Below are 13,031 nucleotides of genomic sequence, written 5' to 3'. Positions count from 1 at the left end.
CCGTGGCCGCCGCCGCCCCAGTCGCCGCCCTTGCCGCCGCCGCCGTGGCCGCCGCCGCCCCAGCCGCCGCCCGAGCCGCCGCCGCCCCAACCGCCGCCCGAGGCGCTGCTGTCGATGCTGTTGCCGCCGGTGTGGTACTCGCGGTCGGCGACCGGCGAGAAGTCGAGCGCGACCGGCAGGACCGCGTCGACGTCAGCCGCGCAGATGCCGTTCAGGCCGGCGTTCGTCAGGGCGCTGTCCGGGTCCGCCCGGAACTCGGCGCTGGCCTCCGGGTCCCTCAGCAGGCCCATCAGGAAGTCCAGCAGCGCCGTCGTGATGTTCGACATGATCGATCCCCTCCATGTGAGATGGCGATGACCGACGTGCGTGCCGGCCCCCCGGATGCAAGCATGCGCTCCGCGTGCTCGCCGGACATCGGGGAGGGTTCCCCCGCTTCGGGGCGACGGGAGGGGGTGATGGGGGATCGCGTGGGGGTGCGTTAGGGGATCCGATCCGGCCTCGCTCCGGGGTCCCCGGGGATCCGACCCCTGGAGGAGCGCACGAACCGTCGCCCGAGCGGGGAAGGGGCTCGGCGGGCCTCACTCGCCCAGCGCGGACCGCAGCTTGGCGATGAGGTCGGACCGATTGGTGGCGCCGAGCTTGCGCCGGATGCGGGCGATGTGATGCTCCGCGGTCCGCGGTGAGATGAAGATCGTCTCGCCGATCTCGACGTACGTCTTCCCCTCGAGCACCAGGCGCGCGACTTCGCGCTCCCGGGCGCTCAGCGCGGAGTCGTCCTGCGACGGCTCGGGTCCGGGCGAGCCGGCGGCTCCGAGGCTCGCGCCGGACGCGTCGCGGTCCGACGGGGTCTCGTCGGGATGGAGGCTGCGAGCGAGCGCGAGCAGTCGCAGGGAGTCCTGGTGCTCGGCCGCCCTGGCAGCGGCGTGCCCGGCGAGTCTCGCGGCATCCCAGGGGTACCCGGCGGACTCGAGCTCCCGCGCCGCACGCTCGACCCCCTCGACGTCGACGTTGCCGCCGAGCGCGGAGGCCCACGTCCGTGCGGCATCCGCCAGGCGCCGGGCGATGCGGTCGTCGCCCCGGGTCGAGAGCACGCGGGCGTGATCCTCCACGCCGCCCGGGTCGTTCCGCAGGAGCGCCGCCTCGATCTCGGTCCAGTGCAGGGCGGTGGACAGCGGGCCGTCGGCACCCACGCGTTCGATGAGGGCCCTCGCCTCGTCGACCCGCGACTCGACGAGGTGCATCTCGTCGAGTCGTGCGGCCGCGAGGACGAGTTCCGCCAGTGCCGGCAGTATGGTCAGGTCGGGCCGCATGCCCGCGAGCGCCGGTCGTGCCTCCCTCCACGTTTGGAGGAGGAGCGGGATCTCGCCCTGATGCCGAGCCAGGCCCACGCGCAGCGCGCTGGCGAGGAGCTCGTCCCGCAGGCCGATCGGATGCATCGCGGCATCCGCCATCGCGGCCACGAGGTGGGCTCTCGCCTGCCGCGGGCGATCGGCGCGCAGCGCGACCAGCCCCCGGGTGAGCAGCAGGCGGGCCGTGAAGGCGGGCCCGCCCTGGCCCCCCTCGATCGCAGCGGACAGGACGCCGTCCGCGACGGCGAGCTCACCGATGACGAGCCCGACCTGGGCCGCCAGCACCGCGGGGACCTCGGGCAGCACGGTCGCCGGACCGGCCTCGGACATCAGGCTCGAGGCGTTCAGGAGGAAGGCGAGCGCCCGTTCGTGGTCGCCGTCGAGGAAGCGGAGGATGCCGTCGGCCATGAGGTCGAGCGCCACGTAGGACGACGTCGGGTACGCGATGCGCTCGCCCGACGTCCGGAGCGAGACCGCCCGCTCGGGTTCCCCGGTCGCGACCAGGCAGACCACCGCGAGCGGCGCCAGCGCGCACCGGTCGCTCGCGAGGCGCTCGTAGGCCACGGCGCTGCGGTGCAGTAGGCCCTGTCGCGCCCAGACCGCGGCGGCGACCTCCACGCCTCGGCACATGTCGGGTGAGTCCGCGCGCGCGAGGAGCCGGTCGACGAGGCGCTCGGCGTCGCGGACGTCGCCGGCGGCCCACGCCGCGTGCGCTCGTCGCGCCTGGAGCCCGGTCCGGTCCGCGCCCGCCGCGACGGCGGCCGCGTACCGGCGCGCCGCTCCGGCGGGATCGGTGGGCAGGAGCTCGTCGCCCGCCTGCTCGAGCGCCCCGGCCAACCGGGCGTCGCGGAATCCGTCGTCGGCGAGCGACATGGCCGTCGCCTCGAGCGGCGTGCCGGTCGCGGCCATGGCATCGACGAGCTCGCGACGCAGTGACCACGCCTCGTCCGGCAGGGCAGTCCGGAGGACGGAGCTCCGCACCAGCGGGCAGAGCGCTCCGTCGGCAGCGGCGAGGCCCGCGGCCCTCGCGCCCTGCACGAGCGCGAGGGTGTCGGCACCGGCGAAACGGGGCGCGGTCGCGAGGGCCGGCCCCGACGTCGAGAAGCCGATCGCGAGCGCGAGGACGAACTCGCGGGTGTCGCGGTCGAGCGCGTCGAGTTCCGTCGAGACGTAGGTCAGCAACGGACCGGGCAGGTCCGACGCGGTGTCGAGATCCCAGCCCTCGTCGCGGATCGCGACCAGCACGAGGTCGACGAGGCGGGGATTGCCGTGCGTGAGTTCGAGGACGCGATCGACGCGACCGGCCTCGGGCGGGGCGTGCATGAGCGTCGTCCACCGGTCCGCGATCTCGGCGGCGGCGAGCGGGTGCAGCGTCACGACCGGACGACGCCGCCCGGCGTGGTCGAAGACGTTCGCGACCGGCGAGGCCGGTGTCGGGCGGAAGGCGACCACGAGGTGCGCGACGTCGTCGACGGAGCCGTCCAGGACGGCCAGTTCCGCGGGCCCGAGCTGTTCGGCATCGTCGACCAGCATCACGACGGGCGACGCGCCGTCCTCCGCAGGTCCGGGGTCGGTGCCGTGCACCACGCGCGCACCCCCGGCACGGAGCTCGGCGGCCATGCGCTGCAGCAGCGTGGACTTGCCCGAACCGCCGGGCCCGCTCACGCCGGCGACCACCCGGTCGGATCCGCTGAGGATGAGCCTGACGATCTGCTCGCCGTCGGACCATCCGGCCACGTCGTGGGCGCGGTGGATCGCATCGTCGCGTGAGGGTGCGTTCATGGCGCGGGCGCGGGCTCCGTGGGGTCGGTGGTGGGCTCGGGAACCACCGTCGGTTCAGGTTCGGGTTCGGGTGCGGGATCGGGCACAGGCGCGGGATCGGGCGCGGGGTCGGGCGCCGGGTCCGGGACCGGCTCGGGCGCCGGGTCCGGTTCGGGCTCGGGTGCCGGCGCAGGGTCCGGGTCGGTGGTGGGCGGCGGCGGTTCCGTCGTGGGCTGTGGAGACGGGCTCGTCGCCGGGTCGGTCGACGACGCGCCACCGGAGGTCGAGCCGGAGGCCGAGCCATCCGAGGTGCCGCCGGATGTCCCGGTGCCCTGGGTCGACCCGGTCGACCCGGTCGACCCGGTCGTGGTGGTGGTCGGTGCGACCTTCCCCGGCTTCAGCGGTGCCCTCGGCGGCGCCAGCTCGGACTCGTCCACCGGTGTCAGGGGGTCGTCGGTGAGCGGCGCCGGCGCGTCCGGCGAGCCGGGATCGGCGGCCTCACCGGTGACGTAGTGGCCGGCGGTGGTGGCGCCGGCGGCATCAAGCCCGGCGGCACCCCCGGAATCGGCCTCGGGTCGACCGCCCGCGCCGAGCGGCGAGATCGGCACGACGACCGCGAGGAGCGCCGCCGCGGCACCCGCGAGCAGCGTGGTGCGCACGCCCATCGAGAGGTGCGGTGCGGATCTCGCGCCGAGCATCGCGGCCGGCACCGCCATCGGGTGGTCGTCCTCGACGGCTGCGGCATCGCCGGCGGCCTCCGCGCCCGCCGACTCCGCCTGCGCGGCGGCCGGCACGGCCGCCGGAGCGAGCCGTCGACCTGCCGCGATGGCCGCTCCGCGACTGATCGACGCCTTCGGATCGGCGTCCATGACCACGGGGAGCCCGAGTTCGGCGGAGATCAGCTGCGTGACGGCGGGGATGCGCGACGAGCCGCCGACGAGGAGCACGGCCGACATCTCGTCGTCGTCGAGCTCCGCCGCCGTGATCGCGTCGCGCAGGGTGTCGACCGTGCGCCGGAGCTCGGGTTCGATCATCTGCTCGAATTCCCCGCGTACGAGGCGCACGCGGGCCTGGCCGGCCGGAAGGATCACGGGCACGGCCGTCTCGGCGTCGAATGACAGCGCCTCCTTGGCCTCGGTGCACTCGCGGCGCACGGCGGCGAGCGCGATCACCGAGTCCACGTCGCGGTCGTCGGTGCCGGCGAACGCTTCCTCGGCGGCGCGTCGCACGTGGTCGAAGACGCGCTGGTCGAAGTCGGACCCGCCGAGGCGCTCCACGCCGCGCGGCGTTCCGACGAGCTGCAGGTCGCCGCCGTCCTGCCGTCGCAGCAGGGCCACGTCGAACGTCCCGCCGCCGAGGTCGTAGACGCCGACGACGCGACCGGCGTCGAGGTCGCGTTCCGAGAGGTACGCGAGTCCTGCGGCCGCCGGCTCGTTCACCAGCTCGACGTCGCCGAGTCCGACGCCGGCGAGTGCGTTCCGGATCGTCTCGACGCGGTGCTCGCCCCACGCGGCCGGGTGCGACAGCGCCACGATCGAGGGCGGTTCGCCCTCCCGTGCCTCGGCGCGGTCGACGACCCACCGTGCGACGAGCGCGAACAGGTCCTCGGGTGCGACGGCGACGTCGCCGACGATGAGCGGCGTCTCGTCGCCGATGCGCCGCTTGAACTCCCTGACGACGTGGTCCGGCGAGTCGATGGCCCGTCGCTCCGCCGGCTCACCGACGACGACCGCACCGTCGTCGCCGAGGTGGACGACGGTCGGCACGGCGGACTTCCTCGTGCCGAGGTCGATCGGCGTCGCCCGCAGCGCACCGTCCGCCTCGCGGCGGCCGATGGCCGCGGCCGTGCAGGTCGTCCCGATGTCGATTCCGAGCGCGTACGAGTTCACGACTCAAACCCCCCTGCGCGACACCGGCGTACGCCGTTCGAGTCCGTGCCGCGACCCGACGAGTATCCCGCGCCCCGGTGGGAGCGGCAACAGGTCCTAGGTCCCCGATTCGGGGTACAAATCGGACGGGAAACCCGGCTTTCGGCGAGATTCCGGGGATCACGCGGGGGACATGCGCCGTCGCGCACCACGTCCCCAGAACGGGGGGCGTGGCGATCGGCGCCGCGCCGCGATACTGGGTGGCCATGGGGGAGACGACGGGGCGGACACGCCGCATCCTGGCCGGACTCGCGGCGGTCGCCGTCGCCTGCGGTCTGAGCGCGTGCGGGCTCTCCACGTTCTTCCCCGTCGTCGACGAATCGACGCCGACCGGCGAGAAGGTGGATGCCGCGCTGGAGCCGTTCTACGGCCAGGTGCTCCGCTGGGAGCAGTGCGGCGACCTCGAGTGCGCCACCGCCGTCGCGCCCCTCGACTGGGACGCCCCGTCCGGCGCGGAGATCGAGCTGGCGCTCATCCGCCAGCCGGCGCGCGGGGACCGGATCGGTTCGCTGCTGATGAATCCCGGCGGGCCGGGCGTGTCGGGCTACGACGCGGTCGCGAGCTCGCTCGACGTCGCCACCACCGCCGAGCTGCAGGACCGGTACGACATCGTCGGGTTCGATCCGCGCGGCGTGGGCCGCTCGACCGCGGTCGACTGCCTCTCCGCGGAGGAGCTCGACCGGTTCCTCTACACGCCGGCCAGAGGCATCCGCGGAACCACCGACTGGCTGACGTCGCAGAACGAGCAGACGCACCGATTCGGCCAGTCGTGCCTGCGCAACACGGGCGACCTGCTGGCGAACGTCGACACCGCGAGCGTCGCGCGCGATCTCGACATGCTGCGTGCCGCGCTGGGCGAGAAGCGGCTGGCGTACCTCGGCTACTCGTACGGCGCGTACCTCGGCACGGTGTACGCCGGCCTGTTCCCGGACCGGGTGGGCCGCCTCGTGCTGGACGGGCCGATCGATCCGTCGCTCACCCGGTCGGCCGTCACCCTGGCCCAGGCGAAGGGGTTCGAGGCCGCGCTCCGGTCCTACCTGGACGCCTGCATCCCGGCCGCCACCTGTCCGTTCGAGGGGACGGCGGACGACGCCCTTCCGATCGTGCGCGAGATCCTCGACGCCGTCGCGAGGAACCCGATCCCGTCGACGGACGGCAGGGTGCTGGGGGTCGACACGCTCCTCCTCGCGATCGCCGCGCCGCTGTACCGCCAGGACACGTGGCCGGCGCTCGACACCGTCTTCACGACCGTGCTCGCGGGTCAGGCCGAGTTCGCCCTGACGGTCGTCGACGGCTACTACGGTCGCAGTCCCGAGGGCGAGTACTCCGGCAACCTGCCCGAGGCGATCCGCGCGGTGAACTGCCTCGACCACGCCGCGCAGAACAACGTCGAGGTGATGAAGGAGGAGGCGCGCGCGCTGAGCAGGGAGGCGCCGCATCTCGGCGTCTACTTCGCCTTCGACGACGTGTCGTGCCTGTCATGGCCGTATCGCTCGGAGCTGGAGCGGGTGGCGATCACCGCGCCCGGCGCCGCGCCGATCCTCGTCCTCGGCACCACCGGCGACCCGTCCACCCCGTACGCGTGGGCGGTCGCGGTCGCCTCGCAGCTCGAGAGCGGGGTCCTGGTGACGAGGACGGGCGAGGGCCACACGGCGTTCAACAAGGGCGATGCGTGCGTGGATGCCGCGGTCGAGGCGTACCTCGTGGACGGCGTCGCGCCGCCGGCCGACGTCACCTGCCCGGCCTGAGCTCCGCCGCCGGCCCGTTGACTCCTGCCTGCGCCCTGGAGCAGGATCGGGACTGCGCGACGGTGCGCGGAATCCAGGTGGATGATGTCCGACGAACCGACCGGGGAGGCGCCGGCCGCCGGCGCTCAGCCGTACGACCCGGCCATGCTCGATCTCGCCCGCCGCCACGCGGGAGAGTGGCTCGCCGCTCTGCCCGATCGCCCGGTTCCCCCTCGCGCGGGCGTCGGCGAGGTGATGGACGCACTCGGGCGCGACCTGCCCGAGCACGGCGAACCGGCCGACGCCGTCATCGACCGACTCGCTGAGGCCGCCGAGCCCGGCCTCAGCGCCACCGGGTCGCCGCGCTTCTACGGCTGGGTGATCGGCGGCGCGCAGCCGGTCGCACTCGCGGCCGACTGGCTGGTCTCGGCGTGGGACCAGAACGCGGTCCTCAGGATCATCTCGCCCGGCACCGTCGCCGCGGAGGAGATCGCGGCGACGTGGCTGCTCGACCTGCTCGGCCTGCCCGCGGGCAGCGACGTCGGGTTCGCGACGGGAGCCACGAGCGCGCAGTTCGCGTGCCTCGCCGCGGCGCGGAGCGAGGTGCTCCGCCGCGCGGACTGGGACGTCGAGGCGCAGGGGATGGCCGGCTCCCCGCGCATCCGATGGATCGCGGGCGCCGAACGCCACGGCACGATGGACCTCGCCGCACGCTACCTCGGGCTCGGTGCGCCGACGCTCGTCGCGTGCGATGACCAGGGCCGGATCCGCGCCGACGCGCTCGCCGACGAGCTCGAGCGCGGAGAAGGACCGGTCATCGTCGCACTGCAGGCGGGCAACATCCATTCGGGCGCCTTCGACCCGTTCGCGGAGGCGTGTCGCATCGCGCACGAGGCGGGCGCGTGGGTGCACGTCGACGGTGCGTTCGGGCTGTGGGCCGCGGCATCCCCGCGCCTCAGGCACCTGACGGCCGGGCTCGCCGACGCCGACTCGTGGTCGACCGACGCGCACAAGACGCTCAGCGTGCCCTACGACTGCGGCATCGCGATGGTGCGCGACGCCGCGCCGATGCGCCGCGCCCTCAGCCTGCAGGCGAGCTACCTGCAGGCCGCCGACGTCGGCGCGGACCCGCACGAGAAGGTGGCCGAGCTCTCGCGCCGGGCGCGGGGCGTGCCGACCTGGGCGGTGCTGCGGCACCTCGGCCGCGACGGCGTCGCGGGGCTCATCGACCGGCTCGCGGGGTCGGCGAGGCTCATCGCCGACGGGTTGGCCGCGCTGCCGGGCGTGGAGGTGCTGAACGAGGTCGTCTTCACCCAGGTCTGCATCGCGCTCGAGGACGACGTGGCGACCGAGGCGCTGAGCCGCGCGCTCTGGACCGACGGCGAGGTGCTCGCGATGACCTCGCGGTGGCACGATCGCGCGGTCGTGCGCTTCTCCGTGAGCAACTGGGGCACGGATGCCGCGCAGGCGCGTCGCACGGTCGCGGCCGTCGGACGCGTGCTCGGCGAGCTGCGGGCCGGCGGGGGCGCAGGCGCGGCCGGAGGGGGATGACGGCCGGGCATGGTCGCGGCGACGGTGTCGGTGGCATCGGCTTGAATGGGGGGATGGCCGGAGCGCTCGACTCCTTCGCGCCCGCGACGCGGGCGTGGTTCACCGAGTCCTTCCACGAGCCCACGCCCGTGCAGGAGGCGGCGTGGCGCGCGATCGCCGGGGGCGAGCACGCACTCGTCGTCGCACCGACCGGCTCGGGCAAGACGCTCGCCGCCTTCCTGTCCGCGATCGATCGGCTCCACCACGAGGGGCCGGCCGTCGACGAGGCGACGGGCGAGGTGACGACGGGCGGGTCGGCGAGCGGCGGGTCGGCCCGCGCCACGCGCGTCGTCTACCTGTCGCCGCTCAAGGCGCTCGGCGTCGACGTGGAGCGCAACCTCCGCGCCCCGCTCGTCGGCATCGCCCGCACGGCGGCGGCGATCGGCGTCGACGTGCCCGAGGTCACGGTCGGCGTCCGCTCGGGCGACACGTCGCCGACCGACCGGCGCGCGCTCGTGAAGCGCCCGCCCGACATCCTCATCACGACGCCCGAGTCGCTGTTCCTCATGCTCACCTCGCAGGCGCGCGAGACCCTCGCGGGCGTCGAGACGGTCATCGTCGACGAGATCCACGCGATCGCGGGCACCAAGCGCGGCGCGCACCTCGCACTCTCGCTCGAGCGGCTCGACGAGCTCGTCGCCCGTCCCGTCCAGCGCATCGGCCTGTCCGCGACCGTGCGGCCGCATGAAGAGGTGGCGCGGTTCCTCGCCGGCACGCGCCCGGTGTCGATCGTCGCTCCGCCGTCCGGCAAGCGGTTCGACCTGCGGGTCACGGTGCCCGTCGACGACCTCGGCGACCTGTCGGGCGACGCGGGCGGGTCGGTGTGGCCGCACGTCGAGGAGGCGATCCTCGACGAGGTGCTCGCGCACCGCTCGACGATCGTGTTCGCGAACTCGCGCCGGCTGGCCGAGCGGCTCACGGCCCGGCTCAACGAGCTCTGGGCCGAGCGGACCGCGCCCGACGACGCCGACGAGGAGACCGGCGCGAGCGCCCCTGCGACCGAGGTCGCGGCCGTCGCCGCCGCCGTCGATGCGGCGGCCGCGGCATCCGTCGTCTCGCGCACTTCGCCGGTCGCCGGAACCCGCCGCCCGCCCGCCGACCTGCCCGGCGCATCCGGCATCACCGCCGGTGCCGAGCCGATCATCGCCCGGTCGCACCACGGCTCGGTCAGCAAGGAGGAGCGCGCGCTCGTCGAGGCCGACCTCAAGGCCGGTCGCCTGAAGTGCGTCGTCGCGACCTCGAGCCTCGAACTCGGGATCGACATGGGCGCGGTCGACCTCGTGATGCAGGTCGAGTCGCCGCCGTCGGTCGCGAGCGGCCTGCAGCGCATCGGCCGTGCCGGGCACCAGGTCGGCGAGGTGTCGAAGGGGGTGCTGTTCCCGAAGCACCGGGCCGACCTGCTGCACTCCGCCGTCGTCGCCGAGCGCATGGTCGAGGGCGCGATCGAGCCCATGCGGATCCCGGCGAACCCGCTCGACGTCCTCGCGCAGCAGACCGTGGCGGCGTCGGCGATCGACGAGTGGGAGGTCGAGCACTGGTTCGACGTCGTCCGCCGTGCGGCGCCGTTCGGCTCGCTGCCGCGCTCGGCGTTCGACGCCACGCTCGACCTGCTCGCCGGCCGGTATCCGTCCGATCGGTTCGGCGAGCTGCGGCCCCGCATCGTGTGGGACCGCGACGCCGGCACGATCACCGGCAGGCGGGGTGCGCAGCGGCTCGCGGTCACGAGCGGCGGCACGATCCCCGACCGAGGGCTCTTCGGCGTGTTCATGATCGGCGACGCCGGGCCGGGGCGGCGCGTCGGCGAGCTCGACGAAGAGATGGTGTACGAGTCGCGCGTGGGCGACGTGTTCGCGCTCGGCGCGACGAGCTGGCGGATCCAGGAGATCACGCACGACCGCGTGCTCGTCTCGCCCGCAGTCGGCGAGCCGGGCCGTCTGCCGTTCTGGAAGGGCGACGGCATCGGGCGGCCCGCCGAGCTCGGCGCCGCGATCGGCGCGTTCATCGGCGAGCTCGCCGCCGCCGACGAGCCGACCGCGGTCGCCCGGACGGCCGCCGCCGGGCTCGACGAGCGCGCGGGCGCGAACCTCGTGCGATTCATCGCCGACCAGCGCGAGGCGACGCGCGTCGTACCCGACGCCGAGCACCTCGTCGTCGAGCGGTTCCGCGACGAGCTGGGCGACTGGCGGATCGTGCTGCACTCGCCCTACGGCATGCGCGTGCACGCGCCGTGGGCGCTCGCGGTCGACGCGCGCGTGATGGAACGGCTCGGCGTCGAGGCGCACGCCGTCGCGAGTGACGACGGCATCGTGCTGCGGATCCCCGACACGGCCGACGAGCCGCCAGGCAGCGAGCTCTTCGAGTTCGACCCGGAGGAGCTCGCCCAGCTCGCGACCGAACGCGTCGGCGACTCGGCGCTCTTCGCCTCGCGCTTCCGCGAGTGCGCCGCGCGTGCCCTGCTCCTGCCGCGGCAGAACCCGGGGCGGCGATCGCCCCTCTGGCAGCAACGGCAGAAGGCGTCGCAGCTGCTCGAGGTCGCGCGCGACTACCCCGACTTCCCGGTCGTGCTCGAAGCCGTGCGGGAGTGCCTGCAGGACGTCTACGACCTGCCGGCGCTCACGGCCCTCGCCGAGCGCATCCGCGGCCGGCGGGTCCGCTTCGTCGACGTGGCGACCGAGACCGCGAGCCCGTTCGCCGCGAGCCTGCTCTTCGGCTACGTCGGGGCCTTCATGTACGAGGGCGACGCCCCGCTCGCCGAACGTCGCGCCGCCGCGCTCTCGCTCGATCCCGGGCTCCTCGCCGAGCTCCTCGGCACCGTCGAGCTGCGGGAGCTGCTCGATCCCGTGGTCGTCGAGGAGACCGAGCGGATGCTCCAGCGCCGCCACCCCGATCGCCTCGCCCGGGGCGAGGAGGGCGTCGCCGACCTGCTCCGCGAGCTCGGACCGATGACCGACGCCGAGATCTCCGAGCGGGTCGACGAGGCGACGGATGCCGCGGCATCCGTCGTCGCGCTCGTCGCCGCGCGCCGCGCCGCTCGCGTGCGATTCGCGCGCACCGAGTGGGTCGTCGCCGTGGAGGACCTCAGCCGCCTCCGCGACGCGCTCGGCGTGCCGATCCCGCCGGGCCTGCCCGATGCCTTCGGTGAGGCCGTGCGCGACCCGCTCGGCGACCTCGTGAGCCGCTACGCCCGCACCCACGGCCCGTTCACGACCGGCGCGGTCGCCGAGCGGTTCGGCATCGGCGGCGCGATCGCGCACACCGCGCTCGCACGCCTCGCCGGTGAACGGCGGCTCGTCGAGGGCGCGTTCCTGCCGCACGGCAGCGGCGCCGAGTGGTGCGACGCCGAGGTGCTGCGCCGGCTCCGCCGCCGCTCGCTCGCGGCGCTCCGCGAGGAGGTCGAACCGGTCGCGCCGCGCGAGTTCGGCCGGTTCCTCCCCGACTGGCAGCACGTCGGCGGTCGGCTCCGCGGCGTGGACGGCGTCGCCGCGGTGATCGAGCAGCTCGAGGGCGTGCGGATCCCGGCGTCGGCGTGGGAGTCGCTCGTGCTCCCAGCACGGGTCGACGACTACCGGCCGGAGTTCCTCGACGAGCTCACCGCGAGCGGCGAAGTGCTCTGGGTGGGCCAGGGGGCGCTGGCGGGCGACGACGGATGGATCAGCCTGCACCTCGCCGACACCGCGAAGCTGACGATGCCCGCACCCGTCGACCAGCCGCTCGACGCGATCGAGACCGAGCTGCTCGCCGTGCTCGGCAGCGGCGGGGCGTACTTCTACCGGCAGCTCGCCGAGGCCGTCGGCGCGACAGAGGACGCACCGATCCTCGATGCGTTGTGGCGACTCGGCTGGGCCGGACTCGTGACCAACGACACGTTCGCACCGGTCCGCGGCTTGCTCACGGGCGGCGGGGCGCACAAGACCCGCGCGACGACGCCTCGGGCCCGCATCCGCGGCCGAGCCGTCTCGCGTCGCGTGCTCGCCCAGGCGGCGGCTGCGGCAGAGGGGGCCCGCTCGCCGCGGTCGGCACCGCCCCGCGCTGCAGGGCGCTGGTCCGTGCTCCCCGTGCCGAGCGACGCCGCGACGCCGCGTGCGCATGCCCTCGGCGAGACGCTGCTCGAGCGCTACGGGGTCGTCACGCGCGGTTCGGTCGTCGCGGAGGACCATCTCGGCGGCTTCGCGCTCGCCTATCGCACGCTCGCCGGCTTCGAGGAGACCGGCCGCGTGCGGCGCGGCTACTTCGTCGACGGCCAGGGCGGCGCCCAGTTCGCCACCAGCGCCGCCGTCGACCGCCTCAGGCAGGCGCCGAAGGGCGGCGCGTTCGCCCTCGCCGCGACCGACCCCGCGAACCCGTTCGGCGCGGCGCTCGACTGGCCCGACCCGCTCGTCGAGCTCACGCACCGGCCCGCACGCAAGGCCGGCGCCGTCGTCGCGATCGTCGACGGCGAGGCCGCGTTCTACCTCGAGCGCGGCGGACGCACCGCGCTCGTCTTCACCGACGACGCCGCCGTGCTCGTGCAGGGAGCGACGTCACTCGCCGAGGCGCTCGCGCGAGCCCGTGGGGCGCGGTTCCGCGTCGAGACCGTGAACGGCGCGGGCGTGTTCGGCTCCGCGCTCGACGCGCCGCTCCGCGGCGCCGGCTTCCGCGAGACGCCGCAGGGGCTCCGCTTCGAGGCGAGGGGCTGA

The 13,031-nt window shown here is 74.8% G+C and carries 6 protein-coding genes; 3 read left to right on the top strand and 3 right to left on the bottom strand.

Annotation, left to right across the window (positions count from 1 at the left end):
* The 3 genes from GJ743_RS19240 to GJ743_RS11400 form a co-directional block, all read right to left on the bottom strand.
* Positions 1 to 326: IniB N-terminal domain-containing protein (locus GJ743_RS19240; RefSeq protein ID WP_196216985.1), on the bottom strand; the 326-nt coding region annotated here is incomplete at its 3' end.
* Between the two features lie 252 nt (positions 327 to 578).
* Complete coding sequence (locus GJ743_RS11405; RefSeq protein ID WP_155052061.1) at positions 579 to 3,131, bottom strand: LuxR C-terminal-related transcriptional regulator; 2,553 nt, start codon at positions 3,129 to 3,131, stop codon at positions 579 to 581.
* A complete protein-coding gene (locus tag GJ743_RS11400) occupies positions 3,128 to 4,999 on the bottom strand; it encodes an Hsp70 family protein (RefSeq protein ID WP_155052060.1) in 1,872 nt (623 codons plus the stop codon). Before GJ743_RS11400 ends, GJ743_RS11405 begins: the two co-directional genes overlap by 4 nt.
* A 245-nt stretch (positions 5,000 to 5,244) precedes the next feature.
* On the opposite strand from GJ743_RS11400, the gene GJ743_RS11395 reads away from it, so the two are divergent.
* The 3 genes from GJ743_RS11395 to GJ743_RS11385 all read left to right on the top strand — a co-directional run bounded on the left by GJ743_RS11395 (position 5,245) and on the right by GJ743_RS11385 (position 13,031).
* Positions 5,245 to 6,786, top strand: a complete 1,542-nt coding sequence (locus GJ743_RS11395) for an alpha/beta hydrolase (RefSeq protein WP_155052059.1) — start codon at positions 5,245 to 5,247, stop codon at positions 6,784 to 6,786.
* Positions 6,787 to 6,870: 84 nt separating this feature from the next.
* Entirely contained in the window at positions 6,871 to 8,316 is a 1,446-nt protein-coding gene (locus GJ743_RS11390; RefSeq protein WP_155052058.1) for a pyridoxal phosphate-dependent decarboxylase family protein, read from the top strand.
* Between the two features lie 53 nt (positions 8,317 to 8,369).
* A complete protein-coding gene (locus tag GJ743_RS11385) occupies positions 8,370 to 13,031 on the top strand; it encodes an ATP-dependent helicase (protein WP_155052057.1) in 4,662 nt (1,553 codons plus the stop codon).

Origin of the sequence: Agromyces bracchium (assembly GCF_009709675.1) — a bacterium.
In the GTDB taxonomy this organism is placed as follows: domain Bacteria; phylum Actinomycetota; class Actinomycetes; order Actinomycetales; family Microbacteriaceae; genus Agromyces; species Agromyces bracchium.
Note: the sequence above shows the minus strand (reverse complement) of the source record. Positions and strands in the feature narration are given on the sequence as shown.